The 24700-nt window shown below is 72.6% G+C and carries 24 protein-coding genes; 18 read left to right on the forward strand and 6 right to left on the reverse strand.

Annotation, left to right across the window (positions count from 1 at the left end):
• Nucleotides 1-62: 62 nt before the first annotated feature.
• The 11 genes from ACZ4YY_RS24565 to ACZ4YY_RS24615 all read left to right on the forward strand — a co-directional run bounded on the left by ACZ4YY_RS24565 (nt 63) and on the right by ACZ4YY_RS24615 (nt 11147).
• Nucleotides 63-296, forward strand: coding sequence for a hypothetical protein (locus ACZ4YY_RS24565; protein ID WP_468293998.1), 234 nt, complete (start codon nt 63-65; stop codon nt 294-296).
• A gap of 19 nt (nt 297-315) precedes the next feature.
• On the forward strand, nt 316-510 hold the full coding sequence (locus tag ACZ4YY_RS24570) for a hypothetical protein (protein ID WP_468294001.1): 195 nt from the start codon (nt 316-318) through the stop codon (nt 508-510).
• A gap of 259 nt (nt 511-769) precedes the next feature.
• Complete coding sequence (gene tatA / locus ACZ4YY_RS24575) at nt 770-1057, forward strand: Sec-independent protein translocase subunit TatA (protein WP_468294004.1); 288 nt, start codon at nt 770-772, stop codon at nt 1055-1057.
• 47 nt (nt 1058-1104) lie between these two features.
• On the forward strand, nt 1105-2055 hold the full coding sequence (tatC, locus tag ACZ4YY_RS24580; protein WP_468294007.1) for a twin-arginine translocase subunit TatC: 951 nt from the start codon (nt 1105-1107) through the stop codon (nt 2053-2055).
• A 30-nt stretch (nt 2056-2085) separates the two neighbouring features.
• Nucleotides 2086-2976 carry a diacylglycerol kinase gene (locus ACZ4YY_RS24585; RefSeq protein ID WP_468294010.1) on the forward strand — a complete coding sequence of 297 codons (891 nt, stop codon included), beginning with the start codon at nt 2086-2088 and terminating at the stop codon, nt 2974-2976.
• A gap of 40 nt (nt 2977-3016) precedes the next feature.
• The gene (locus ACZ4YY_RS24590) at nt 3017-5872 is read left to right on the forward strand and encodes a DEAD/DEAH box helicase (protein WP_468294013.1); all 2856 of its coding nucleotides are present in this window, start codon (nt 3017-3019) and stop codon (nt 5870-5872) included.
• A 559-nt stretch (nt 5873-6431) separates the two neighbouring features.
• Nucleotides 6432-8063 carry an ATP-binding protein gene (locus ACZ4YY_RS24595; protein WP_468294016.1) on the forward strand — a complete coding sequence of 544 codons (1632 nt, stop codon included), beginning with the start codon at nt 6432-6434 and terminating at the stop codon, nt 8061-8063.
• On the forward strand, nt 8060-8467 hold the full coding sequence (locus ACZ4YY_RS24600) for a roadblock/LC7 domain-containing protein (RefSeq protein ID WP_468294019.1): 408 nt from the start codon (nt 8060-8062) through the stop codon (nt 8465-8467). The genes ACZ4YY_RS24595 and ACZ4YY_RS24600 overlap by 4 nt, the downstream gene beginning before the upstream one ends.
• A complete protein-coding gene (locus tag ACZ4YY_RS24605; RefSeq protein ID WP_468294022.1) occupies nt 8464-8862 on the forward strand; it encodes a DUF742 domain-containing protein in 399 nt (132 codons plus the stop codon). The genes ACZ4YY_RS24600 and ACZ4YY_RS24605 overlap by 4 nt, the downstream gene beginning before the upstream one ends.
• Complete coding sequence (locus ACZ4YY_RS24610; protein WP_468294025.1) at nt 8843-9463, forward strand: GTP-binding protein; 621 nt, start codon at nt 8843-8845, stop codon at nt 9461-9463. The genes ACZ4YY_RS24605 and ACZ4YY_RS24610 overlap by 20 nt, the downstream gene beginning before the upstream one ends.
• Nucleotides 9464-9509: 46 nt before the next feature.
• Complete coding sequence (locus tag ACZ4YY_RS24615) at nt 9510-11147, forward strand: cytochrome P450 (RefSeq protein WP_468294028.1); 1638 nt, start codon at nt 9510-9512, stop codon at nt 11145-11147.
• Here ACZ4YY_RS24615 and ACZ4YY_RS24620 read toward each other — a convergent pair.
• A complete protein-coding gene (locus tag ACZ4YY_RS24620; RefSeq protein ID WP_468294031.1) occupies nt 11141-12115 on the reverse strand; it encodes an RluA family pseudouridine synthase in 975 nt (324 codons plus the stop codon). The genes ACZ4YY_RS24615 and ACZ4YY_RS24620 overlap by 7 nt on opposite strands.
• Before the next feature lie 69 nt (nt 12116-12184).
• Here ACZ4YY_RS24620 and ACZ4YY_RS24625 point away from each other — a divergent pair, with 69 nt between their 5' ends.
• Nucleotides 12185-12766 carry a GNAT family N-acetyltransferase gene (locus ACZ4YY_RS24625; RefSeq protein WP_468294034.1) on the forward strand — a complete coding sequence of 194 codons (582 nt, stop codon included), beginning with the start codon at nt 12185-12187 and terminating at the stop codon, nt 12764-12766.
• Between the two features lie 131 nt (nt 12767-12897).
• Here the strand turns inward: ACZ4YY_RS24625 and ACZ4YY_RS24630 are convergent, their stop codons facing one another.
• Together ACZ4YY_RS24630 and ACZ4YY_RS24635 are read right to left on the reverse strand one after the other, a co-directional pair.
• Nucleotides 12898-13743, reverse strand: a complete 846-nt coding sequence (locus ACZ4YY_RS24630; protein WP_468294037.1) for a siderophore-interacting protein — start codon at nt 13741-13743, stop codon at nt 12898-12900.
• 71 nt (nt 13744-13814) lie between these two features.
• Nucleotides 13815-14744, reverse strand: coding sequence for a 5'-3' exonuclease (locus ACZ4YY_RS24635; RefSeq protein ID WP_468294324.1), 930 nt, complete (start codon nt 14742-14744; stop codon nt 13815-13817).
• 199 nt (nt 14745-14943) lie between these two features.
• Here ACZ4YY_RS24635 and ACZ4YY_RS24640 point away from each other — a divergent pair, with 199 nt between their 5' ends.
• The 4 genes from ACZ4YY_RS24640 (at nt 14944) to ACZ4YY_RS24655 (ending at nt 19553) form a co-directional block, all read left to right on the forward strand.
• The gene (locus ACZ4YY_RS24640) at nt 14944-16026 is read left to right on the forward strand and encodes a quaternary amine ABC transporter ATP-binding protein (protein WP_468294040.1); all 1083 of its coding nucleotides are present in this window, start codon (nt 14944-14946) and stop codon (nt 16024-16026) included.
• Entirely contained in the window at nt 16019-17833 is a 1815-nt protein-coding gene (locus ACZ4YY_RS24645) for an ABC transporter permease/substrate binding protein (RefSeq protein ID WP_468294043.1), read from the forward strand. The genes ACZ4YY_RS24640 and ACZ4YY_RS24645 overlap by 8 nt, the downstream gene beginning before the upstream one ends.
• A gap of 434 nt (nt 17834-18267) precedes the next feature.
• Entirely contained in the window at nt 18268-18834 is a 567-nt protein-coding gene (locus ACZ4YY_RS24650) for a helix-turn-helix domain-containing protein (protein WP_468294046.1), read from the forward strand.
• Nucleotides 18834-19553 (forward strand): helical backbone metal receptor, encoded by a 720-nt coding sequence (locus ACZ4YY_RS24655; RefSeq protein ID WP_468294049.1) that lies wholly within the window; start codon nt 18834-18836, stop codon nt 19551-19553. The genes ACZ4YY_RS24650 and ACZ4YY_RS24655 overlap by 1 nt, the downstream gene beginning before the upstream one ends.
• Here the strand turns inward: ACZ4YY_RS24655 and ACZ4YY_RS24660 are convergent.
• The gene (locus ACZ4YY_RS24660) at nt 19465-20628 is read right to left on the reverse strand and encodes a TDT family transporter (protein ID WP_468294052.1); all 1164 of its coding nucleotides are present in this window, start codon (nt 20626-20628) and stop codon (nt 19465-19467) included. The two genes, ACZ4YY_RS24655 and ACZ4YY_RS24660, sit on opposite strands and share 89 nt — an antisense overlap.
• 71 nt (nt 20629-20699) lie before the next feature.
• On the opposite strand from ACZ4YY_RS24660, the gene ACZ4YY_RS24665 reads away from it, so the two are divergent.
• Entirely contained in the window at nt 20700-21635 is a 936-nt protein-coding gene (locus ACZ4YY_RS24665; protein WP_468294055.1) for a LysR family transcriptional regulator, read from the forward strand.
• A 22-nt stretch (nt 21636-21657) separates the two neighbouring features.
• Here the strand turns inward: ACZ4YY_RS24665 and ACZ4YY_RS24670 are convergent, their stop codons facing one another.
• Both ACZ4YY_RS24670 and ACZ4YY_RS24675 read right to left on the reverse strand, forming a co-directional pair.
• Nucleotides 21658-22413, reverse strand: a complete 756-nt coding sequence (locus ACZ4YY_RS24670; protein WP_468294059.1) for a gamma-glutamyl-gamma-aminobutyrate hydrolase family protein — start codon at nt 22411-22413, stop codon at nt 21658-21660.
• A 72-nt stretch (nt 22414-22485) separates the two neighbouring features.
• On the reverse strand, nt 22486-23220 hold the full coding sequence (locus tag ACZ4YY_RS24675; protein ID WP_468294062.1) for a FadR/GntR family transcriptional regulator: 735 nt from the start codon (nt 23218-23220) through the stop codon (nt 22486-22488).
• Between the two features lie 113 nt (nt 23221-23333).
• Here ACZ4YY_RS24675 and ACZ4YY_RS24680 point away from each other — a divergent pair, with 113 nt between their 5' ends.
• Complete coding sequence (locus ACZ4YY_RS24680) at nt 23334-24692, forward strand: glutamine synthetase family protein (protein WP_468294065.1); 1359 nt, start codon at nt 23334-23336, stop codon at nt 24690-24692.
• The last annotated feature ends 8 nt before the right edge of the window (nt 24693-24700 follow it).

Genomic DNA, 24700 nt, shown 5'->3' on the forward strand with positions numbered 1-24700 from the left:
ACGTGACGGAGCCGGGGCCCCCAGGGGGGCGGGGCATCTCCGTGGCCGCCGCGTTCGCGGGGATGAGGAATGTGGCTCCGGTGATGTTCCGGGCCGGGTGCCCCGACTGCCGGGGCCGGTTCGAACTCGCCGCGAGCGCCCTGCGGCTGGCCATCGGCGCCTCCAGCAGCACCACGTTCTACTCCTTCACCTGCCCCGACTGCGGCGCGGCCGTGCGCAAGCCGGCCGGGGAGCGGATCGTCGAACTGCTCACGGGCGGTGGCGTGCGCACCCTGCGGCTGCATTCGACGTCGTAGGTGGGTCTAGGCTCGCTTCATGTTCTGGCCGATGTTCGCGGTAGCCGTGGGTTTTGTGGGTCTCGCCGTTCTCGCGGTGCTCGCCGTCCGGGTGTTCCTGGAGGCGCAGCGCCTGGGGCGCCAGGTGGCGGAGTCCACGCGTCGTATCAACAGGGCCGCCGAGGACCTGGAGCGGGCGTCCCTGAGCGCCGCCCGCGCCGTCGACACCCTGTGAGTCCCGCCGTCGCCGTCCTGTGAGTCCGGTACGGAATGCGTTTTGGGCCACTTCGCCCTCCCGCCCCGGCGTGTCCGGCAGGTACGCTGCTGGTCGCGGTCCGGAATACGAGGCTCGGATCGCTGACCGGGAGTACGCAAGGGGATTGCCTCGCGTTTACCCCTGAGCGTTACGATCGCTGCCAACCCGATCGTTCGGACACATGTCCGACCGGTCGGACAGCACCCACCCAGCCGCCTCGGTGAGAAGGTAAAGACTTATGTTCGGAAGGCTCGGCGCCCCCGAGATCATTCTCATCCTCGTCGTCATCATCCTGCTGTTCGGCGCGAAGAAGCTTCCGGACATGGCCCGCTCGCTCGGCAAGTCCGCGCGCATCCTCAAGAGCGAGGCCAAGGCGATGAAGGAAGAGGGCAGCAACTCCGCGACCCCGGCCGGCCCGCCCAACAACGGCGAGCAGCCCCCGGCGCAGCGCACCATCCAGGCCGCCCCCGGTGACGTGACCAGCTCCCGACCGGTCACCGAACCGACGGACACGACCAAGCGCTGACGCAGGGCCGGTGACCTCCGGCCCGCCGCACGAGATGGGAACGTGGGTTGCTGAAGTCTGCCCGCCAACAGGAGAAGGATCCCGAGGGGCGGATGCCCCTCGCGGAGCACCTTCGTGAGCTTCGCAACCGGCTCGCGAAGGCGCTGCTCGCCATCGTCCTCGTGACGGTCGTCGCCGCCTTCTTCTACAACGACATCATCAACTTCCTCACCCAGCCGATCCTCGACTCGGTCGGCTGCGCGAAGACCTTCGAAGAACTGGCCAACGCGAGCGACAAGTCGCAGCAGTGCGCTCGCATCACGATCAACGGCCTCCTCGCCCCCTTCACCCTGGCCCTCCAGGTGTCCCTGATGGCCGGTGTCGTGTTCGCCTCGCCGGTCTGGCTCTACCAGCTGTGGGCCTTCGTCGCGCCCGGCCTGCACAAGCACGAGCGCAAGTACGCCTACGCCTTCGTCGGCACCGGCGTCCCGCTCTTCCTCGGCGGCGGCTACTTCGCCTACCGGGTGCTGCCCACCACCGCCAAGGTGCTCATGGACTTCACCCCGACCGGCGTCGACAACCTGCTGCCCCTGGACGACCTGCTGCAGCTCGTCACACGCATGGTCGTGGTCTTCGGTCTCTCCTTCGAGCTGCCCCTGCTGCTGGTCATGCTCAACCTCACCGGGGTCATCACCGGCAAACGTATGGCCAACTGGTGGCGCGGCATGATCATCGGCATCACGGTCTTCGCCGCCGTGGCCACGCCGAGCACCGACCCCATCTCGATGCTGGCGCTCGCCGGGCCGATCTGGATCATGTACTTCGGCGCCGTCGCCTTCTCCCTGCTGAACGACCGCCGCAGGAGCCGGCGCGAGGCCCTCGGCCCCGCCGACGACGAGGCCTCCGAGCTGGACCTCAACCCCGAGGACATCGGCGAGATCGAGACGGTGACCGCCAGCCGCGCGCTGCCGGAGCAGTCGACCACGGAGCGGGTCAACGGTTATGACGACGTGACCTGAGGACCGCGCCGGGACTCGTAGGGTCACTGCGTGACCAGCGAGATCACCCTCTTCGTCAACCCCACCGCGGGCCGCGGCCGGGGCGCCCACGCGGCGCTGCCGGCCGCTTCGGCGTTGCGGGCGGCCGGCTACTCGGTGCGCACCGTCCTCGGCGAGGACGCCGAGGACGCCCTCGCCCGCGCGCGTGCGGCCGTCGCGGAGGGCACCGGCGCGCTGATCGCCGTCGGCGGCGACGGGCTGGTCCACCTCGCGCTCCAGGCCGTCGCCGGCACCCGCACGCCGCTGGGCCTGGTCGCCGTGGGCACCGGCAACGACTTCGCCCGCGCCCTCGGGCTGCCCGTGCGCGACCCGGCCGCCGCGGGTCGGCTGATCGCCGACGCCCTCAGGACGGCCAGGATCCGCGACGTCGACCTCGGACGGGCCGGCGGCCGCTGGTTCGGCACCGTCCTCGCCTCCGGCTTCGACTCCCGGGTCAACGACCGCGGCAACCGCATGAGACGGCCCGCCGGACGTGTCAAGTACGACCTCGCGATGATCGCCGAACTCGCCGCCTTCCGCCCGTTCCCCTACCGGATCACGCTCGACGACGGCGCCGTGCGCGAGACCGAGGCGACCCTCGTCGCCGTCGGCAACGGGTCGTCGTACGGAGGTGGCATGCGGATCTGTCCCGGCGCGGACCTCACCGACGGGCTGTTCGACGTCACCGTCGTCGGGGACTGCGGGCGGGCGACGCTGCTGCGGGTGTTCCCGCGGGTGTACCGCGGGACCCACGTCGAGCACCCCAAGGTCACCGTGCACCGCGCGGCCAAGGTGGAGATCGCCGCGGAGGGCATCACGGGGTACGCCGACGGGGAGCGGCTGGGGCCGCTGCCGCTGACCGCGCGCTGCGTGCCCGGGGCGGTCCGGGTCGTGGGGCCGTGAGCTGCGTTTATCTCGGGTTTAACGGCATCCGATCCGGATAATGATCGTCCTGTTGTCAGTGGGGCCCGGTACGCTCGAAAGCACGATGACAGAGGACCTCTCACCGGCCGAGCGGTACGCGGCTGCGCGCAGGCGCGCAGTCGAGCAGGCCACCGCACTCGCCTCCTTCCGCGAGATGTACGACTTCGGCCTCGATCCCTTCCAGATCGAGGCCTGTCAGGCACTCGAGGCGGGCAAGGGCGTCCTGGTGGCCGCACCCACCGGCTCGGGCAAGACGATCGTCGGCGAGTTCGCCGTCCACCTCGCCCTCCAGCAGGGCAAGAAGTGCTTCTACACGACACCCATCAAGGCGCTGTCGAACCAGAAGTACTCCGACCTGTGCCGTCGCTACGGCGCCGACAAGGTCGGTCTGCTCACCGGCGACAACAGCGTCAACTCCGACGCCCCGGTGGTCGTGATGACCACCGAGGTGCTGCGGAACATGCTGTACGCCGGTTCCCAGACCCTCCTCGGCCTCGGCTACGTGGTGATGGACGAGGTGCACTACCTCTCGGACCGCTTCCGCGGTGCCGTGTGGGAGGAGGTGATCATCCACCTCCCCGAGTCGGTCACCCTCGTCTCGCTCTCCGCGACCGTGTCCAACGCCGAGGAGTTCGGCGACTGGCTCGACACCGTCCGCGGCGACACCGAGGTGATCGTCTCCGAGCACCGGCCCGTGCCGCTGTTCCAGCACGTGCTCGCCGGGCGGCGGATGTACGACCTCTTCGAGGAGGGCGAGGGACACCGCAGAGCGGTCAACCCCGACCTCGCCCGGCTGGCCCGCATGGAGGCGAGCCGGCCGTCGTACCAGGACCGCCGGCGCGGGCGGCTGCGCGAGGCCGACCGCGAGCGCGAGCGCCGCCAGCGCTCCCGGGTGTGGACGCCGGGCCGCCCCGAGGTGATCGAGCGACTCGACGCCGAGGGCCTGCTGCCCGCCATCACCTTCATCTTCAGCCGCGCCGCCTGCGAGGCCGCCGTCCAGCAGTGCCTGTACGCCGGGCTGCGGCTCAACGACGACGAGGCGCGGGCCCGGGTCCGGGCCCTCGTGGAGGAGCGCACCGCCTCGATCCCGACCGAGGACCTGCACGTCCTCGGGTACTACGAGTGGCTGGAGGGCCTGGAGCGGGGCATCGCCGCCCACCACGCGGGCATGCTGCCGACCTTCAAGGAGGTCGTCGAAGAGCTGTTCGTGCGTGGCCTGGTCAAGGCCGTCTTCGCGACCGAGACCCTCGCGCTGGGCATCAACATGCCCGCCCGCTCGGTGGTGCTGGAGAAGCTCGTCAAGTGGAACGGCGAACAACACGCCGACATCACCCCCGGCGAGTACACCCAGCTCACCGGGCGCGCCGGGCGGCGCGGCATCGACGTCGAGGGGCACGCCGTCGTGCTGTGGCAGCGCGGCATGAACCCCGACCACCTGGCGGGTCTCGCGGGCACGCGGACGTATCCGCTGCGCTCCAGCTTCAAGCCCTCGTACAACATGGCGGTCAACCTCGTCGAGCAGTTCGGACGGCACCGCTCGCGCGAGCTGCTGGAGACGTCGTTCGCGCAGTTCCAGGCCGACCGCTCGGTCGTCGGGATCTCCCGGCAGGTGCAGCGCAACGAGGAGGGGCTCGAGGGCTACAAGGCCTCCATGACCTGCCACCTCGGCGACTTCGAGGAGTACGCGCGGCTGCGTCGCGAGCTGAAGGACCGCGAGACGGAGCTGGCCAAGCAGGGCGCGGCCCAGCGGCGGGCCGAGGCGGCGGTGGCACTGGAGAAGCTGAAGCCGGGTGACGTCATCCACGTGCCGACCGGCAAGTACGCCGGGCTGGCCCTGGTGCTCGACCCCGGTCTGCCCGCCGGGCGCGCCAACGGCCACCGCGGCTTCGACCACCACGACGGGCCGCGCCCGCTCGTGCTGACCGCAGAGCGGCAGGTCAAGCGGCTCGCCTCGATCGACTTCCCGGTGCCGGTCGAGGCGCTGGAGCGGATGCGGATCCCGAAGACGTTCAATCCCCGCTCGCCGCAGTCCCGCCGGGACCTCGCCTCCGCCCTGCGCAGCAAGGCCGGGCACATCCCGCCGGAGCGCGCCCGCAACAAGCGCTCCCAGGCCGCCGACGACCGGGAGATCGCCCGTCTGCGCACCGCGATCCGCGCGCACCCGTGCCACGGCTGTGCGGAGCGCGAGGACCACGCCCGCTGGGCCGAGCGCTACCACCGGCTGCTGCGCGACACCTCGCAGCTGGAGCGGCGCATCGAGGGGCGCACCAACACCATCGCGCGGACCTTCGACCGGATCGTGGCACTGCTGACCGAGCTGGACTACCTGCGCGCCGACGAGGTGACGGAGCACGGCAAGCGGCTGGCCCGCCTGTACGGCGAGCTGGACCTGCTGGCCAGCGAGTGCCTGCGGGCCGGTGTCTGGGAAGGGCTGGCTCCGGCCGAACTCGCGGCCTGCGCCTCGGCGCTGGTGTACGAGGCCCGCGCCGGCGACGACGCGATGGCGCCGAAGCTGCCCTCGGGCAAGGCGAAGGCGGCGCTCGGCGAGATGGTCCGGATCTGGGGGCGGCTGGACGCCCTGGAGGAGGAGTTCCGGATCAGCCAGACGGAGGGCGTCGGGCAGCGCGAGCCCGACCTCGGCTTCGCCTGGGCCGCGTACATGTGGGCCTCGGGGAAGGGGCTCGACGAGGTGCTGCGGGAGGCGGAGATGCCTGCCGGGGACTTCGTGCGCTGGTGCAAGCAGGTCATCGACGTGCTGGGCCAGATCTCCGCCGCGGCGCCCGCCTCCGGCGAGGGGCCGTCGGTGGCGAAGGCCGCCCGCAAGGCGGTCGAACAACTGCTGCGGGGAGTCGTCGCCTACTCGTCGGTGGGGTGACACCCCCGGCCGCGTCGGTCGTCGGTCGTCGGTCGTGGTGTGGGGCTGTGCGGGTTGCTCGCGCGGCCCCACACCGCTGTCCGACGGCTGTCGGCTGTGGAGAAGGCGCCTTGCGACGGCGGCCCTTGCGGAGGCGCCGTTGGGGCGGCGGCCTCGGCGAGGGTGCGTTCGGGCGGGAGTCTCTGAGGAGGAGGCGCGCTCGGGGCTTCAGCTTCCGAGAGTGCGCCCTCAAGGCGGCAGTTCCTGAGAACGCGCCCTCACGGCGCCAGCTCCCGACCGCGCGCCCCTGAGGTCTGCCCACCCCCATGTTCACCCGTCCCGGTGAACTGTTTTCGTATACCCATTCGTAGTTACTCGACGTGTTCGAATATAAACACAGCGTGTAAATGGGGACGACATTACTGGAGGTGTCCGCCCGGTTTCAGGCGGTTGCCGAATATGACACGGCGATGATCCCGTCGGACTAAGCTCGCCCGCGGCGCACCGAGTTGAGGCGAATTCGTGCGCTTGTTCCCAAAGGTTCGGAAGATGCCGACAGATCCCTACAGAGGGTGCCCACATGGTGCGAGTTCAGTCCCCGCCCGGCCGTCGAGAACTGGCGTACGTACGCCTGCTGTTGCTGCCGGCGATACTGATGGCCGCGGCGTCCGGAGCCGCCGTCGCCCTGGTGGCGGTACCGGCCCGGCTCGCCGTCGGCGCCTGCGGAGCCCTCGGCACCCTCCTGGTGATCGCGGCCGGGGCCGAGGCGGTACGCCGCGGCCGCACCCTGCGGGACCTGCGCGCGGAGAAGGACCGACGGGTCGCCTATCTGGAGCGACGCCTCGCCGCCCAGGACGAGCAGAACCACAGCATCGCTGCGGAGTTCATCCCTCCGGCGGTCGCCTGGATGCGCCGGGGAGCGTCGCCCCGCGAGGTGATGGACCACCTCGACGAGACCGAGCCCGCGTTCCGCGAGCTCGGTGAGGGACAACGGCGGCTGTGCTACAAGCTGTTCGAGGTCATCGAGTACGAGCAGGCCCTGCGCGACTCCGCCCAGCGCTCGTTCGTCAGCATCGCCCGGCGGGTCCAGGCCATCGTCCACCAACAGGCCAAAGAACTGCGGGAGATGGAGGAGGACCACGGCCGCAACCCCGAGGTCTTCGACGACCTCCTGCGCATCGACCACGGCAACGCGCTGATCGGGCGCCTCGCCGACTCCATCGGCGTCCTCGGCGGCGGCCGCCCCGGCCGCAGCTGGTCCCGACCGATCCCGCTGTACAGCGTGTTGCGCGGTGCCATGTCCCGGATCCTGGAGTACCGGCGCATCCAGCTGGACTCCATCGCCAAGGTCAACATCCGCGGTCTGTCCGTCGAACCGCTCATCCACGCGCTGGCCGAGCTCCTCGACAACGCCACCCGCTACTCGCCGCCGCAGAGCAAGGTGCACGTCAACGCCGTCGAGGTGCAGACCGGCATCGCCATCGAGATCGAGGACGCCGGCGTCAGCCTCAGCGAGGAGAGCCGCGCCCGGGTCGAGCGCATGCTGGCGGAGGCCAAGGAGGGCATCGACATCCAGGACATGGGCGGCAACCCGCGCCTGGGTCTGGCGGTCATCGGCCGGCTGTGCACCTCGCACAAGCTCGACGTGGCGCTGCGCAAGTCGGCGTACGGCGGTGTCCGCGCCGTGCTCATCGTGCCGAGCGAGATGATGACCACCGAGCCGGCCCCCGGCTTCGCGCACGGCATCGGCGCCACCGCCGTCCCGCAGATCACCCTCCAGGACGCGGTCGAGGGCCCCAAGCGCCCGCCCAAGAAGCGCCGCCCCACCAGTCCGCGCATCCCCGCCGGCGTCTCGTTCGAGGACGACGTGCCCGAGGTCACCGAGTGGACCGACAAGGGTCTGCCGCAGCGCCGCAGCAAGATGAAGATCTCCCTCACCCAGCGCTACGCCGAGGCCGCCGCCGCCGAACGCGCCGAGCGCGAGGGCAAGCCGGACCCGTTCAGGCAGGCCCGCCCCGAGGCCGAGGACAGGCCGCAGCCCGAGCGGAAGAAGGCCGAGCCCGGAGTGGCGTTCGAGGCCTTCTGGGAGGGGCTCAAGAAGGGCAACCCGGGTGTCCACCCGACCGACTTCACCCGCAACCCGACCGCATACCTGCACCTGATCGAAGACAAGGCCGAGAACCAGGCCGACGACGAGGGGGACCTCACGTGATCCAGCAGCGCGCCAACTTCGACTGGATGCTCAAGGAGCTCTACGACGGAGTCCCGGGCATCGAGATGATCGTGGTGCTGTCGGCCGACGGACTGCGCATCGCCCGCTACGCCGGCGACCCCGACGCCGCCGACCGCGTCGCCGCCGCCTGCGCCGGTCTGCAGAGCCTCGCGAGCGCCGTCGCCCAGGAGATCCACAGTGTCGAGGGCGACATGAACCTCGTCGTCATCGAGATGGACGGGGGCTACTTCTACCTGATGGCCGCCGGCGCCAACGCCTACCTGGCGGTGCTCGCCGACGTGTGCTGCGAGCCCGGCCGGATGAGCGGCTCCATGCGCGACCTCGTGGTGCGCATCGGCGCCCACCTGACCAGCCCGCCCCGGCGCAACGGGCAGAGCGTATGACGCCTCCCCAGCGCCAACGGCGACAGCCCCTGCCGGACGTGACCGAGCAACCCGCGAAGGAGGGCGGGAAGGACAAGGACCTCGAAAGGCTGTACGTCATCTCGGGTGGCGACGGCGATCGCGCGGCCGTCGACCTGGTCACCTTGGTCGTGGCGCACGCCGAACCGCCCTCCTCGGCCACCCCGGAGCAGATCGCGGTGCTGCGCATGTGCCGGTCCCCGCTGTCGGTGGCCGAGGTGTCGGCCTACCTCAGCCTGCCGTTCAGCGTGGTGACGGTGCTGCTCACCGAGATGCTGGCGGCCGACCTCGTCCAGGCGCGCGCCCCGATCGTCCGGCAGCACCTCCCCGACCGTTCCCTTCTCGAAGCGGTGATGCATGGACTTCAACGGCTCTGACACGATCCCCGGCCCACGGGCCGAGGACCATCTGCCGCACTCCACCCAGGCGGCGGCCAAGATCGTCATCGTGGGCGGTTTCGGCGTCGGCAAGACGACCATGGTCGGGTCGGTCAGCGAGATCAAACCGCTGACCACCGAGGAGACCATGACGCAGGCCGGCATCGGCGTCGACGACAACTACGGCTCCGATTCGAAGACCGCCACCACCGTGGCGATGGACTTCGGCCGCATCCGCATCACCGACGAGATCGTGCTGTACCTCTTCGGCACGCCGGGCCAGGAGCGGTTCTGGTTCCTGTGGGACGGCCTGTTCGAAGGCGCGCTGGGCGCGGTCGTCCTGGTCGACACCCGCCGTCTCGAGGTCAGCTTCGAGGTCATGGGGCGGCTGGAGGAGCGCGGCGTGCCCTTCGTGGTCGCCATCAACACCTTCCCCGACGGGCCCCGTTACCCCCTGGAGGACCTGCGCGCCGCCCTCGACCTGCCGGCCGACCTGCCGATCGTGGAGTGCGACGTGCGCCGTCGGGCCTCCAGCCGTGACGTGCTGACCACCCTGGTGGCCTTCCTCCAGACGCTGCACCTGACCGGCAGCCTCACCTGACCCCCACCCCCGACACCGGATCCCCCGGCCCCCGGAGCGACCCCCTGTGACGCCTGAACACCCCACCACGACAGGTCCGCGCGACCTCGCCCTCGACCCGCCTCCCGGCTGTCCCGCGCACGGCCGCGGACCCGGCGGACTGCAACGCCTCTACGGCCCCGGCGCGGAGGACCTGAGCACCCTCTACGAGGAACTGCGGGACCAGCACGGCCCGGTGGCGCCCGTCCTCCTCCACGACGACGTCCCGATGTGGGTGGTCCTCGGCCACGCCGAGAACCTGCACATGGTCCGCACCCCCTCGCAGTACAGCCGGGACAGCCGCATCTGGACCCCGCTCCTGGAGGGCCTGGTCAAGCCCGACCACCCGCTGATGCCGCACATCGCCTGGCAGCCGATCTGCGCCCACGCCGAGGGCGACGAGCACAAGCGGCTGCGCGGCGCGGTGACCGCGGCCGTGCAGACCATCAACGAACGCAGTCTGCGCCGGTACATCAACCGCTCCAGTCAGCACCTGGTCAACGGCTTCTGCGAGGTCGGCGAGGCCGAGCTCGTCGGCCAGTTCGCCGAGCACCTCCCGATGGCCGTGATGTGCCATGTCCTCGGCATGCCCGACGAGTACAGCGACCGGATGGTCCAGGCGGCCCGCGACGCGCTCAAGGGCACCGAGACCGCCATCGCCAGCCACACCTACGTCATGGAGGCGCTGAGCCGGCTGACCGCCCGCCGCCGCGCCCGGCCCGGGAACGACCTCGCCAGCCACCTCATCAACGACCCGGCGAACCTCGACGACGACGAGGTCCGCGAGCACCTGCGCCTCCTGCTCTTCGCCGCCTACGAGGCCACCGTCAACCTGCTGTCCAACGCGCTGCGCATGGTCCTCACCGACGACCGGTTCGTCGCACGGCTCAACGGCGGGCAGATGACGGTGCCGGAGGCGGTCGAGCAGACGCTGTGGGACGAACCGCCGTTCAGCACCGTCCTCGGCTACTTCGCCAAGCAGGACACGGAGTTGGGCGGTCAGCGCATCCGCAGGGGGGACGGTCTGCTCTTCGCGCCCGCGCCGGGCAACCTCGACCCGCGGGTGCGCCCCGACCTGTCCGCGAACATGCAGGGCAACCGCTCCCACCTCGCCTTCGGCGGAGGTCCGCACGAGTGCCCCGGCCAGGACATCGGCCGCGCCATCGCCGACGTCGGCGTGGACGCGCTGCTGATGCGGCTGCCGGACATCCAACTCGACTGCGACGAGGAGGACCTGCGCTGGACGACGTCGATCGCCTCGCGGCACCTGGTGGAACTGCCGGTGGTGTTCGAGCCGAAGCCGCAGCAGGACGTCATGGCGCGGCCGTCGCACGGCGCGGTCCCGCCGCCCCGCTCGGGACTGCCGATGAGCATCTACTCCGGGCCGACGCCCGAGACGACGGCCCGGGCGGCGGATCGCTACGTGGACCCGGCGGCGGGCCCGTCGGCGGATGCGCCTGCGGAGCGGCCGGCGGATCTGCCGAAGAGCCGGTCGGCGGACCGGCAGACGGCCGCTTCCGGGGCAGCGGTCGCCGAGCCCGGCCCGCACGAGGCCCGGCCGCAGTCCGACGCGGCCCCGCAGCCCCGGCCCGACGCGGCGGGCGCCCGGCCGGCCCGCAGGCGGAACGCCCTGCGGCGCCTCCTCGACTGGTGGCGCGGCTACTGATCCCGGTCTCCCCGGCCGCCATGGCCGTCCCAGTCCTCGTACGAGGTCCAGGCGGTCAGCGTCCGCCCGCTGCGCAGCCGGTGGACCGTCCCCGTGACCGGATCGGTGAACTCCAGCTCGCGCGCGAGCAGTTGCAGCGGGCGCCGGAAGTCGCCGGCCGGCACGGGGCCGGTCACCTCGGGGTAGAGCGGGTCGCCCAGGACCGGCACGCCCAGCGCGTTCATGTGCACCCGCAGCTGGTGGGTCTGCCCGGTCAGTGGTGTCAGCCGGTAGCGGGCGAGTCCGTCCGACCGGTGCTCGACCAGCTCGACGCGGCTGACCGCGTTGACCTCGCCCGGGACCTCGCGGGCGGTCAGCGTCCCGCGCTCCTTCACGATCCGGCTGCGCACGGTGACCGGCAGGTCCAGCCCGGGATCGTACGGCGCGACGGCCTCGTACACCTTGTGCACACGGCGGTCGCGGAACAGCGTCTGGTAGGCGCCGCGTTCTTCCGGGCGCACGGTGAACAGCACGAGGCCGGCGGTGAGCCGGTCGAGGCGGTGCGCGGCGCCGAGGGCGGGCAGGCCGAGGTCGCGGCGCAGCCGCGCCAGGGCGGTCTCGGTGATGTGGCTGCCGCGCGGGGTGGTCGCCAGGAAGTGCGGCTTGTCGGCGACGACGACGTGCTCGTCGCGGTGGACGACGTCCAGCGGGAAGGGCACCGGCGGCTCGGCGGCGAGCTCGCGGTGGAACCACACGTACAGACCCGGCGTGTAAGCGGCGTCCGCCGCCACCGCCCGCCCGTCGGCCCCGACGATCCGCCCCGCCGCGAACATCCCCTCCACGAGTGCGGCCCGGGCCGCGCCGAACCGCTCCAGCAGATGCTCCCGTACGGTCCTCCAGTGGCCCTCGCCCGGCAGTCGTACCCGGACCGGGTCGACTCCGTCGCGCTGGGGGAGCGGGGAGGGCGGGGGAGGGGTGCGGCGTCTCATCGGCACCCAGACTACGGCGACGGGGAAAACGCGTGGGCCGCCGCGGACGCGGCGGGCAGGATACGGGTCATGCCCTTCCTCACCCGTCCCGTCCTGCCCGCCGGTTCCCTCTCCCGCACTCCGCAGCCCGTGCTCGCCACCGGTGACGGGCTGCTGCTGCGCCCGTGGCGGCCCGAGGACGCGCCCGCCGTCCACGCCGCCTTCCAGGACCCGCTGATGCACCAGTGGCACATCCGCGCCGCCGACTCCGTTCAGGAGGTCGCCGGCTGGATCGAGGAGTGGCGGGCGGCCTGGGAGAAGGAGGACAACGCGCAGTGGGCCGTCGCGGACGCGGAGAGCGGGGTCCTGCTGGGGCGGGTGGCGCTGCGCTGCATCCTGCTGGGCGACGGGGTGGCCGAGGTCGCCTACTGGACGACGGCGCGGGCGCGCGGCCGGGGCGTCGCGGCCCGCGCCACCGACGCCCTCGCCCACTGGGCCCTGGAGGAGGTCGGCTTCCAGCGCCTGGAACTGATGCACGCCGTCGCCAACGAGGCCTCCTGCCGCGTCGCCGGCAAGACCCGCTTCGCCCTGGAGGGCACCAAGCGCAGCGCACTCCTGCACCCGGACGGCTGGCACGACATGCACCTGCACGCGCGCGTACGGGGAGACTGAGGCCGGCCGGGGGTCGGGCCGCGTGGCCGGCGGGCACCGGCCGGTGCCCGCGGCTGCTCGCGCGGCCCCGCCTTCCGTCCGGAGCTCCGAGTCGGGGGCGGTCCGCCGCTCAGAGGGGTTGCGAGGACCCCTCAGGCGGCCGGGGCCGTGTGCTCCTGTTCGGCTTCCACGCGGGCGTTCCACTCCTTCTTGGAGGCCTGCCAGCCGTCCTCGTTGTGGCCGAGGCGCCAGTAGCCGGAGACCGAGAGGTCCTCGCGGGGGATCCGGAGGTCGACGCGCAACAGTCGGCGCAGCTCCTTCACGCAGGCGGCCTCGCCGTGGACGAACGCCTGCAGGCGGCCCTCGGGGAACTCCAACGCCCGTACGGCGTCGACGAGTCGTTCGCCGACGGGGCGGTCACCGCGGTGCAGCCAGACGACCTCCACGTCGGAGTCGATCTTCTGCTCCTCCTCCGGCCCGGCCACCTCGATGAAGGCGTGGGCCACGGCGCCGGCCGGCAGGGACTCCAGCGCGGCGGCGATGGCGGGCATGGCGCTCTCGTCGCCGGCCAGCAGATGCCAGTCGGCGGCGGGGTCGGGGGCGTAGGCGCCGCCGGGGCCCATGAAGCGGACGGTCTCGCCCGGGCGGACGCGCGCCGCCCACGGCCCGGCGAGGCCGTCGTCGCCGTGCAGGACGAAGTCCAGGGTCAGCTCGCGGTGTTCGGCGTCCCAGTGGCGCACGGTGTACGTCCGGGTCACGGGCCAGTGCTCGCGGGGGAACTCGGCCCGGATGCGCTCCAGGTCGAACGGCTCGGGATAGGTCACGCCCTCGGGACCGAACAGCAGCTTCACGTAGTGGTCGGTGCAGGTGCCGGTGGCGAATTCGGCCAGTCCCTCTCCGCCGAGGACCACGCGCTGCATGTGCGGGGTGAGCCGTTCGGTGCGGACGACCTGCGCGGAGTGGGGCTTCCGCGGCTTCCGTGCCGGACGTTCTGCCATGACGGCCTCCCAATCTCCTTTGGTTAGGTTTACCTAAGTTAGCACTGATCCCCCCTCTGATGCCCGGACGTCTATCCGGAAAGCGTGGACAGCAGCCGCTGCAACGACCCGCCGAGGCCCCAGCGCTCCGCCAGTCCCTCCAGTGCCGCCGCGTCGCGCGGCGCCCGGGGCAACGCCGTGACCACGTCCGGCAGCGGCACGTCGGCGGCGACCCGGACCACCTTCGGCGCGACGGCGACGTAGGGCCGCGCCTCGTCCAGCCGCTTGCGCTGCGTCGGCGTGAGGCGGGACCCGGGGTCGTCGACCGCCGCCATGATCCCGGCCAGGTCGCCGAACTCGGCCAGCAGCTTGGCCGCCGTCTTCTCCCCGATGCCGGGCACTCCGGGCAGTCCGTCGCTGGGGTCGCCGCGCAGCAGCGCGAGGTCCGCGTAGCCGGGGCCGTCGACGCCGTACTTCTCGCGCAGCCACGCCTCGTCCGTCGTCTGGAGCGTGCCGACGCCCTTGAGCGGGTACAGCACCCGCACCCCGCGCGCGTCGTCCACCAGCTGGTACAGGTCGCGGTCGCCGGTGACGATGTCCACCCCGACCTTCGCCCGCGCGGTGAACGTGCCGATCACGTCGTCCGCCTCGTAGCCCGAGACGCCCACGCGCGCGATGCCCAGCGCGTCCAGCACGGCCTCGATGACCGGCACCTGTGGCGAGAGCGTGTCGGGCACCTCCTCCTCGTCCGGTCCCGCCGCGTGCTCCTCGGCCACGCGGTGCGCCTTGTAGGAGGGGATCAGCTCGACCCGCCACGCCGGGCGCCAGTCCGCGTCCATGCACGCCACCAGTTCGGTGGGCCGGTGGTCCTTGACCAGGCGGTCGATGAAGTCCAGCAGTCCGCGCACGGCGTTCACCGGCGTGCCGTCCGGCGCCCTCACGGAGTCCGGGACGCCGAAGTAGGCGCGGAAGTACAGCGAGGCGGTGTCGAGGAGCATCAGTCGTCCGGTCACGCCACGCATCATGCCGCACGTGTCCCCCGCTGCCCGGCAGGTATTCCCTCCCGTGACACGTGTGAAGGCCCTGTGAACTGGCACACCGGCGCGTTTGGCCTGCCCGGCCCCGGGCAGGCGCGGCCTCGGAGCGGTGCCGTTTGCACTTTCAACCGTCAGTGACCTCATGGCACCCTCCGCCCCCTGCCCCCGATCCGAGAAGGTATGTGTGTCCTCCAGGCTTGAGGCCGAGCATCTGTACAAGGTGTTCGGCAGACGACCGGACGAGGCCGTCGACCGGCTCCGCGGCGGAGCCGACCGGGAGGAGCTGCGCGCCGACGGCACCACCGCCGCCGTCGTCGACGCCTCCTTCGGTGTGGACCCGGGCCAGATCTTCGTCGTCATGGGCCTGTCCGGCTCCGGCAAGTCCACGCTGCTGCGCATGCTCAACGGACTGCTGGAGCCCACCTCGGGACGCGTCCTCTTCGACGGCCAGGACCTGACCGCGCTCACCGACCGCGAGCTGCGCGAGGTCCGCGCCCGCAAGATCAGCATGGTCTTCCAGCACTTCGCGCTCTTCCCGCACCGCAGCGTCCTCGACAACGCCGCCTACGGCCTCGCCGTCCAGGGCGTCCCGCGCGCCGAGCGCGAGCGTCGCGCCGCCGAGGCGCTGTCCCTGTGCGGCCTGGCCGGCTGGGAGAAGTCCTGGCCGGACGAGCTGTCCGGCGGTATGCAGCAGCGCGTGGGCCTCGCCCGCGCCCTCGCCACCGACGCCGACCTGCTGTTGATGGACGAGTCCTTCAGCGCCCTGGACCCGCTGATCCGCCGCGACATGCAGGACCAGCTGCTCACCCTCCAGAAGACGCTGAAGAAGACGATCGTCTTCATCACCCACGACCTCAACGAGGCGATGCGCCTCGGCGACCGCATCGCCGTCATGCGCGACGGCCGCATCGTGCAGACCGGCACCGCCGAGGACATCCTCGTGCGGCCCGCCGACGACTACGTGGCCTCCTTCATCCAGGACGTCGATCGCTCCCGTGTGCTGACCGCGTCCGCCGTCATGGACCCCGCCGTCCGCGGCGACGAGGCCGACTGCGGCTGCGCGACCGCCACCCCCGACACGCCGTTCACCGAACTGTGCGCGCTCAGCGCCCGCCTGCCGCACCCGGTCGCCGTGCTCGACGCCCGACGCGCCCTCGTCGGTGTCGTCCCACGCCGGCGCCTGGTCGGCTTCCTCGGCGACGAGCCGGCCGCGGAGTCCCGCTGCGAGAGCCCGCGCGACGGCCGGAAGGAGGCCGCCCGTGCCTAGGCTCCACCTCGGCGACTGGGTCGACTCCGGTGTCGACTGGCTCGTCGCTCACATGTCCTGGCTCTTCGACGCGGTCAAGGCGCTCGTCGAAGGCATGTACGACGGCATCGACGCCGTCCTCACCGCCCCCGAGCCGCTGCTGCTCGCGGGCATCCTCGCGGTGCTCGCCTGGTGGCTGCGCGGCCTGGTCGCGGGCGTCCTCGGCTTCGCCGGCTTCGCGCTCATCGACTCCCTCGACCTGTGGGAGGAGGCGATGTCCACGCTGTCGCTGGTGCTCGTCGCCACCGTGATCGCCCTGGTGGTCTCCGTCCCGCTGGGCATCTGGGCGGCCCGCTCCAAGACGGTCAGCGCGATCGTCAGGCCCGTGCTGGACCTGCTCCAGACGATGCCGTCGATGGTCCTGCTGATCCCGGCGATCCTGTTCTTCGGCATGGGCGTCCCCGCCGGTGTCGTCGCCACCCTGATCTTCGCTCTCGCCCCCGGCGTGCGCATGACCGAGCTGGGCATTCGCCAGGTCGACGCCGATCTCGTCGAGGCGGCCGAGGCGTTCGGCACGTCGCCCCGCGACACCCTGCTGCGCGTCCAGCTGCCCCTCGCCCTGCCGACGATCATGGCGGGCGTCAACCAGGTCATCATGCTGGGCCTGTCGATGGTCGTCATCGCCGGCATGGTCGGCACCGGCGGCCTCGGCGGCGCCGTCAACGAGGCCATCGGCCAGCTCGACATCGGCCTCGGCTTCGAGGCCGGCCTCGGCATCGTCGTCCTCGCCATCTACCTGGACCGGATGACCGGCGCCCTGGGCACCCGGATCTCCCCGCTCGGCCGCCGCGCCGCCGCAAAGGCCCGCACCACCGTGTGGTCGTACCGCCCCCGCCCGGCCGTGGCCGTCGTCGGTGCCGTCGTCCTCGCGCTGGTCGCCGCAGGCGTGAACGTGTTCGGCTCCGACGCCGGCACCGCCGAGGCCTCCGCCACGGACGTCGGCAAGGGCAAGGAGATCACCATCGGGTACATCCCGTGGGACGAGGGCATCGCCTCCACCTACCTGTGGAAGGAGCTCCTGGAGCGGCGGGGCTTCGAGGTGAAGACCACCCAGTACGCCGCGGGCCCCCTCTACACGGGCCTGGCCACCGGCCAGGTCGACTTCCAGACCGACTCGTGGCTGCCGACCACGCACGCCGAGTACTGGCAGAAGTACGGCAAGCAGCTCGACGACCTCGGCCGCTGGTACGGCCCCACCTCCCTGGAGCTGACCGTCCCGGCGTACATGAAGGACGTCAACACCCTGGCGGACCTGAAGAAGACGTCCGGCGCCCTCAAGGGCCGCATCACCGGCATCGAGCCCAGCGCCGGGATGATGGGCCTGCTCAAGGACAAGGTCCTCGAGGAGTACGGCCTGAACGGCGCCTACCGGGTCGTCGACGGCTCCACCCCGGCGATGCTCGCCGAGCTCAAGCGCGCCTACGCCAAGAAGGAGCCGATCGTCGTCACCCTCTGGTCGCCGCACTGGGCCTACAGCGAGTACGACCTGAAGAAGCTGAAGGACCCCCGGGGCGCCTGGGGTGCGGGCGACGGCGTGCACACCCTCTCCCGCAAGGGCTTCGCCGCCGACCACCCCGAGGTCGGCACCTGGTTGAAGGACTTCCGGATGACCGAGAAGCAGCTCACCGGTCTGGAGGCCCGCATCCAGAAGGCCGGCAAGGGACGGGAGCAGGACGCCGTCCGCGCCTGGCTGGAGGAGAACCCCGCCCTGGTCGACCAGTGGGCCCCGGTCACGGGCTCGGGGACGAAGAGCAGGGCGGCCGGGTGACCTGACAACCCCGCCACCGCCCGACGAGGGGCGGGTACCGCCGCACGCCGCCGACGCGTGCGCCGGGCCCGCCCCTCGTGCCGTTCCCACCCACGGCAGGATCAGGCCAACCACGCAGAGCGACGCCCTCGCCCGCGCTCGGCGCCTTCCCGCAGGGAACACCGCGGGCGCCTCGCGCATTGAAGAGAAGAACGCGAGGACACGGCCACCGGCCGGCCGGTCCCCGGGGATGATCGACTGGCGCGAACCGTGAGGTCGCGGGCGACCCCGTGCGCCCTCGATGTGACGGGCCCATGAAACGGTTTGCCGAACATGCGTAGGGTGCAGAGAACTCATCAGAGGACGCACGCCCACGCGGGGGAACCCGGACACCGGCGCGCGGCCGGCGGGCACACGCACCGTCGGAGCGACGAGCGAAGGAGGGAGCCGGAGCGATGGGCGACCACAAAGAGCAGCCCCTTCGGGTGGGCGCGGCCGTCCGGCGGCGGCGCCGGTCCCTGGAGCTCACGCTCGCCGTCGTGGCCGAGCGCAGCGGCCTGTCGGTCCCCTTCCTGAGCCAGATCGAGAACGACCGCGCCCGGCCCAGCACCAGCTCCCTGGAGAAGGTCGCCGACGCCCTGCGCACCACCGCCGTCGAACTCCTCGCCGCCGCCGACCCGGCGTGCAGCGTGGACGTCGTCCGCGCCGAGCTCACCGAACCCGGCCCCGAGCCGCAGTCCCGGTCCCTGGTGCGCGGTCACCACCAGATGCACGCCACGGAGTTCACCGGCGACCACGACGCCGGCCGCGAGTTCCAGTACCGCAACGACCAGCTGATGTACGTCGCCGACGGCGCCGTGGAGATCGAGGCGGAGGGCCGCGCCTACCGTCTCGGCCGCGGCGACACCCTCTACCTCACCGGCGGGGTCCGCCACCGCTGGCGGGCGACGGTGCCGGACACCCGGGTGGTCGTCGTCGCCGTCGCCGAGCACATCGAGGCCGTCCGGAACCGGAAGCGGTAGTGCGCGTCGTCTCCCTCGTCCCGTCGCTGACCGAGGCGGTCGCCGTCTCCCTGCCGGGCGCCCTCGTCGGCGCCACCGACTGGTGCGCCCGTCCGGCGGACCTCGACGTCCTCCGTGTGGGCGGCACCAAGAACCCGAAGGTCGACCGGATCCTCGCCCTCGCCCCCGACCTGGTGGTCGCCAACGAGGAGGAGAACCGGGAGCCCGACCTCGCCGCCCTGCGCGCGGCGGGCACCGAGGTCCTGGTGACGGAGGTCAGGGACGTCCCGCAGGCCTTCCGCGAACTGGCCCGGGTGCTCGACGCGTGCGGAGCGCGCAGCCGGCCCCGCTGGCTGGACGAGGCGGAGGCGGCGTGGGCGGCGCCGCCCGCACCCGACCGCCGCAGGACGGCCGTGGTGCCGATCTGGCGCCGCCCCTGGATGGTCCTCGGCCGCGACACCTTCGCGGGGGACGTCCTGGCCCGCCTGGGCGTCGACCACCTGTACGCGGCCCACGCCGACCGCTACCCCGGCGTCCCCCTCGACGAGCTGCGCGCGGCGGCCCCCGACCTGGTCGTCCTCCCCGACGAGCCCTACCGCTTCACCGCCGCCGACGGCCCCGAGGCCTTTCCCGGCCTGCCCTGCGCGCTCGTCAGCGGACGGCACCTGACGTGGTACGGGCCGTCGCTCGCCGAGGCGCCGGGGGTGCTGGCCGCGGCGCTGCGAGAAGCTCTCCGCTGACCAGCCCGCGCACGGTGTGCACGGCGGCGACGCCCCAGGCGGTGACGAGGACGGCGTACAGCGCCGTGGCGAGCACGGCGAACGCGGTCAGTCCGGTGTGCCGGGCCAGCGACTCGGCGCCGGTCACACAGGTGCCGACGGGGAAGGTGAACGCCCACCACGCCATCGTGAACCGCATACCGTGCCGGCGGGCGCGCACCACATGGGCGGTGGCCAGACACAGCCACAGCAGCGCGAACCCCGTCACGGGCACCCCGTACAGCACGGCGAGGACCGCGAGAGCACGGCTGTCCGGCGCGGGGACCACGCCCGCGGCGATCTCCGCGAACGCCCCGACGGCGGTCGTGGACTGCCCGAGCGGGCCCAGCACCAGGAACAGCGTCGGGGTCAGGGCGAGGGGCAGCGGCCCTCCGGTGACCAGCCGGCCGAAGACCACCGGCAGCATGACCGACGTGGCGAGCAGACTCAGCCCGAACAGCGCCAGGCACGTCAGCAGCAGGGTCTCCCGGGGCTGTCCGGCCGGCAGGTACGGCACGAGCCGGGGCCCGGACGCCGCCGACACCATCGGCGCGACCAGCGGCAGCAGCCACACCGGCGTGGCCTGGCCCGGCCCGACCCGATGGCGGACGGCCATCAGGTACGGCACGGCCACGGCCGCGGCCAGTCCGACGGCCGTTCCGGCGCAGAAAAGCGCCGCGTCCAGGGCGAGCGCCGCTCCGGTGCCGATCCAGTCCCGGCCGACGCCGAGCGCGCCCCCGCCGACCGCGACGAGCGCCATCGCCAGGCAGCCGTAGAACGGCACGGTCGCCGGGTCGAGGAGATGGGCGCGGGCCTGGTCGCGGTGGTGCAGCCAGTGCAGGGCGCGGGCGGCCAGCACCGTCACCAGCAGGAGGAGGGACAGCACCCACACCCCCGCGCACAGCGGGCGCAGCCCCGGGACGGGGACGGGCAGTGCCGCGCCCGCCGTGGCCACGACGGCGGTGCCCATCACCGTGGCGTACCAGTTCGGCCCGAGATGACGGACGGCGGCGGCACGCGGGCGGGCCGCGAACAGGGGCGGGGCTGCGGTGACCATGATCCCCACCGTCCCGCGGGCGCACCCCGACGACCAGGGAGGACGTTCCTATGGGGGCATAAACTGACCTTATGAGCAGGGAACAGCAGCAGGAGGCGCGTCCGCCGGGCGTGACCGGATCGCTCGCGCACCGTGTCCCGGACCTCGGCGCGCTGGAGCTGCTGCTGGCCGTGGCCCGGCTCGGCAGCCTCGGCGCCGCCGCGCGCGAGCGGGGCATCACCCAGCCGGCCGCCAGCAGCCGGATCCGCTCGATGGAACGCCAGCTCGGCGTGGCCCTCGTCGACCGCTCACCGCGCGGCTCCCGGCTCACCGACGCCGGCGCGCTGGTCACCGACTGGGCGCGGCGCGTCGTCGAGGCGGCCGAGGCCTTCGACGCGGGCGCGCAGGCGCTGCGCGACCGGCGGGACTCCCGGTTGCGGGTGGCGGCGAGCATGACCATCGCCGAGTACCTGCTGCCCGGCTGGCTGCTCGCGCTGCGCGACCAGCGCCCCGACACGGCGGTCTCGCTGCACGCGGGCAACTCGGCCGCGGTGGTGGAGCGGCTGCTGTCCGGGGAGGCCGACCTCGGGTTCGTGGAGGGCCTCACCGTGCCGCCCGGTCTCGACTCCGCGGTGGTCGCGCACGACCGGCTGATCGTGGTCGCCGCTCCCGGCCACCCGTGGGTACGGCGGCGGCGCGCGCTGACCGCCTCCGAGCTGGCGTCGACGCCGCTGATCCTGCGGGAGAAGGGATCGGGGACGCGGCAGGTGCTGGACGCGGCGCTCGGCGGTCTGGCCCGTCCTCTCATCGAGCTCTCCTCGACCACGGCGGTGAAGGCGGCGGCGGTCGGCGGGGCGGGGCCCGCGGTGCTGAGCGAACTGGCGGTGGGGGAGGAGCTGGCGATGCGACGGCTGGTCAGGGTGCCCGTCGAGGGCGTCCGCCTGGCGCGGGACCTGCGCGCGGTCTGGCCGACGGGCCACCGGCCCACGGGCCCGGCACGGGAACTGCTGTCGCTCACCCGGGGGTGAGAGCAGCCGGGCGGAGAGGGTCTCAGGGGCGTAGGCCCCCGTGCGAGGGGGCGGGGAGCTCGGTCTGCCGGCCGTCTCGGACGGAGACCCCGGCCGCCGCGCCGATCAGGGCGCGCATCAGCCGCAGGTCCTCCCCCATCTCCGGATGCCACTGCACCCCCAGCACCCATGCCCCGGTGGCGGACGGCAGTTCGACCGCCTCCACCGTGCCGTCCGCCGCGTACGCCGCCGGCACCAGGCCGGTGCCGAGGCGGTCCACCGCCTGGTGGTGGTAGGTGGGCACCGAGGTCTCCTCCGGGACCAGCTCGGCGTACCGCGTGCCCGCGACCGGCGCGACGGGGTGGCCGCCGAAGACGCCGACCGCCTCCGCGTGCCCGTCGAGGTGCTGGACCAGCGTGCCGCCCAGGGCGACGTTGAGCAGCTGCATGCCCCGGCAGACCCCGAGCAGCGGGGTGCCCGCGGCCAGCGCCGCCTCGATCAGGGCCAGCTCCCACGCGTCGCGCCGCGGTGCCGGCGGCCCGGTCCGCGGGTCGCGCTCGGCGCCGTAGCGGACCGGGTCGACGTCCGGGCCGCCCGCGATGACCAGACCGTCCAGCCGTGCCACCGTCGCCGCCGCGTGCTCCGGCGCGTCCGGCGGCAGCATCGCGGCCAGCCCGCCCGCCCGCTGCACCAGCCGCGGGTACCCGACCGGCAGCAGCGCCGCCTCCAGCTCCCACACCCCCCAGCGCGCCGCGGTCTCCAGATAGGTGCTCACGCCGATCAGCGGTCTGTCGCCCATGTGACCCTCCGTCCGCTCAATGGACCACTCGCATACCTTTTCAGGGCCGTCCCGGCGAGAAACCCGGAGCGATCACGTCAGGAAGCCCCTCAGCAGCGCGGCCGTCCCCGCGCAGTGCTCCCGCATCATCTCCCGCGCCCCGTCGGCGTCCCCGTCGAGCACCGCCTCCACCAGGGCGGTGTGCTGTCGCTGGGAGTGCTCCAGGTTGCGCACGAGCAGCGGGATGCAGTCCAGCAGGTCGTTCACCGTCGCCCGCACCGCCGCGTACCGCGCCGCGAGCGACGGCGAGCCGCACAGCTCGGCGAGCGTGAGGTGCAGCAGCGTGTCGCGGCGACGGTAGTCCCCCAGCGGGGCGTCGTGCGTGCGGGCCAGCGCCTCGCGCAGCCGGTCCGCCCGCCCGCCGGTCAGGCCGTGCGCCGCGCACAGCCCGGCCGCGCCGACCTCCAGCACCTCACGGAAGCGCAGCACGTCCTCGACATCGACCCCGGCGACCCTGCGCCGCAGCTCGTCCTCGCCCCCGACGTCCGTACGGGGCAGCACGAACGTTCCGCCGTACCGGCCGCGCCGCGACTCCACCAGCCCCTGGTCCTGGAGCACCTTCAGCACCTCGCGCAGCGTCACCCGGCTGATCCCGAGCCGCTCCGCGAGCTCCCGCTCGGCCGGCAGCCGCTCGCCGCCGGGCACCAGGCCCAGCCGCAGCACCTGCAGGATCTGCTCGAGCGCCTCCTCGAAACCGTTGCCCGCCCGCACCGGCCGCAGCACCGTCGCCAGCCGGTCCGACACCCCGCCGCCAGGTTTCTCCGGCATCCGGCCGCGCCCCCTTCCCAGGCAATGGTTCTCGGCAATACCTTATGGCGCACTACCTTATGGCTCCCGGTCCGGCCGTCACAGCGCGAAGAAGCCCCGAAGGAGGCCCTCCCGTGGCAGACCGCACACCCCCGCTCGGCGTCGAGGAGCTGCACGCCCTCGTCGCGGGCGGTGAGATCGACACTGTCGTCCTGGCCTTCCCCGACATGCAAGGGCGTCTCCAGGGCAAGCGGTTCGCCGCCCGGTTCTTCCTCGACGAGGTCCTCCACCACGGCACCGAGGGCTGCAACTACCTCCTCGCCGTCGACACCGAGATGAACACCGTCGACGGCTACGCGATGTCCTCCTGGGACCGCGGGTACGGCGACTTCGCCCTGCTCCCGGACACGACCACCCTGCGCCGCGTGCCCTGGCACCCGGGCACGGCCCTGCTCCTCGCCGACCTCGCCTGGGACGACGGCTCCCCGGTCGCCGCCGCGCCCCGCCAGATCCTGCGCCGCCAGCTCGAACGTCTCGCCGCCCTCGGCCTCACCGCACAGGTCGGCACCGAGCTGGAGTTCATCGTCTTCAAGGACACCTACGAGCAGGCCTGGGACGCGAACTACCGGGGCCTCACCCCGGCCAACCAGTACAACATCGACTACTCCGTCCTCGGCACCGGCCGCATCGAGCCCCTGCTGCGCCGCCTGCGCAACGACATGGCCGGCGCCGGACTCACCGTCGAGTCCGCCAAGGGCGAGTGCAACCCAGGCCAGCACGAGATCGCCTTCCGCTACGACGAGGCCCTCGTCACCTGCGACCAGCACGCCCTGTACAAGACCGGTGCCAAGGAGATCGCCGCCCAGGAGGGCGTCTCGCTCACCTTCATGGCCAAGTACAACGAGCGCGAGGGCAACTCCTGCCACATCCACCTCTCGCTGGCCGACGCCGACGGCGCCAACGCGATGGCCGGCCCGGACGGGATGTCCGAGCTCATGCGGCACTTCCTCGCCGGACAGCTCGCCGCGCTCCGCGACTTCTCGCTGCTGTACGCGCCCAACATCAACTCCTACAAGCGGTTCCAGCCGGGCTCCTTCGCCCCCACCGCCGTCGCCTGGGGCCACGACAACCGCACCTGCGCCCTACGCGTCGTCGGCCACGGCCGCTCCCTGCGCTTCGAGAACCGGCTGCCCGGCGGCGACGTCAACCCCTACCTCGCTGTGGCCGGGCTGGTGGCCGCCGGCCTGTACGGCGTCGAGCACCAGCTGGAACTGCCCGACCCCTGCCCCGGCAACGCCTACACCGCCGACTACGACCACGTCCCCACCACGCTGCGCGAGGCCGCCGGACTGTGGGAGAACAGCCCGATCGCCCGGGCCGCCTTCGGCGACGAGGTCGTCGCGCACTACCGCACCATGGCACGCGTCGAACTGGACGCCTTCGACGCCGCGGTCACCGACTGGGAACTGCGCCGCTCCTTCGAACGCCTGTGAAAGGTCAA

The sequence above is a fragment of the Streptomyces sp. NPDC030143 genome (assembly GCF_055573695.1).

What these genes read in the sequence shown, in the direction of transcription:
- ACZ4YY_RS24565 (WP_468293998.1), top strand. Translation starts at nt 63, where the DNA reads ATGAGGAATGTGGCTCCGGTGATGTTCCGGGCCGGGTGCCCCGACTGC.
- ACZ4YY_RS24570 (WP_468294001.1), top strand. Translation starts at nt 316, where the DNA reads ATGTTCTGGCCGATGTTCGCGGTAGCCGTGGGTTTTGTGGGTCTCGCC.
- tatA (WP_468294004.1), top strand. Translation starts at nt 770, where the DNA reads ATGTTCGGAAGGCTCGGCGCCCCCGAGATCATTCTCATCCTCGTCGTC.
- ACZ4YY_RS24590 (WP_468294013.1), top strand. Translation starts at nt 3,017, where the DNA reads ATGATCGTCCTGTTGTCAGTGGGGCCCGGTACGCTCGAAAGCACGATG.
- ACZ4YY_RS24595 (WP_468294016.1), top strand. Translation starts at nt 6,432, where the DNA reads ATGGTGCGAGTTCAGTCCCCGCCCGGCCGTCGAGAACTGGCGTACGTA.
- ACZ4YY_RS24605 (WP_468294022.1), top strand. Translation starts at nt 8,464, where the DNA reads ATGACGCCTCCCCAGCGCCAACGGCGACAGCCCCTGCCGGACGTGACC.
- ACZ4YY_RS24610 (WP_468294025.1), top strand. Translation starts at nt 8,843, where the DNA reads ATGGACTTCAACGGCTCTGACACGATCCCCGGCCCACGGGCCGAGGAC.
- ACZ4YY_RS24620 (WP_468294031.1), bottom strand. Translation starts at nt 12,115, where the DNA reads ATGAGACGCCGCACCCCTCCCCCGCCCTCCCCGCTCCCCCAGCGCGAC.
- ACZ4YY_RS24625 (WP_468294034.1), top strand. Translation starts at nt 12,185, where the DNA reads ATGCCCTTCCTCACCCGTCCCGTCCTGCCCGCCGGTTCCCTCTCCCGC.
- ACZ4YY_RS24630 (WP_468294037.1), bottom strand. Translation starts at nt 13,743, where the DNA reads ATGGCAGAACGTCCGGCACGGAAGCCGCGGAAGCCCCACTCCGCGCAG.
- ACZ4YY_RS24635 (WP_468294324.1), bottom strand. Translation starts at nt 14,744, where the DNA reads ATGCGTGGCGTGACCGGACGACTGATGCTCCTCGACACCGCCTCGCTG.
- ACZ4YY_RS24650 (WP_468294046.1), top strand. Translation starts at nt 18,268, where the DNA reads ATGGGCGACCACAAAGAGCAGCCCCTTCGGGTGGGCGCGGCCGTCCGG.
- ACZ4YY_RS24660 (WP_468294052.1), bottom strand. Translation starts at nt 20,628, where the DNA reads ATGGTCACCGCAGCCCCGCCCCTGTTCGCGGCCCGCCCGCGTGCCGCC.
- ACZ4YY_RS24665 (WP_468294055.1), top strand. Translation starts at nt 20,700, where the DNA reads ATGAGCAGGGAACAGCAGCAGGAGGCGCGTCCGCCGGGCGTGACCGGA.
- ACZ4YY_RS24670 (WP_468294059.1), bottom strand. Translation starts at nt 22,413, where the DNA reads ATGGGCGACAGACCGCTGATCGGCGTGAGCACCTATCTGGAGACCGCG.
- ACZ4YY_RS24675 (WP_468294062.1), bottom strand. Translation starts at nt 23,220, where the DNA reads ATGCCGGAGAAACCTGGCGGCGGGGTGTCGGACCGGCTGGCGACGGTG.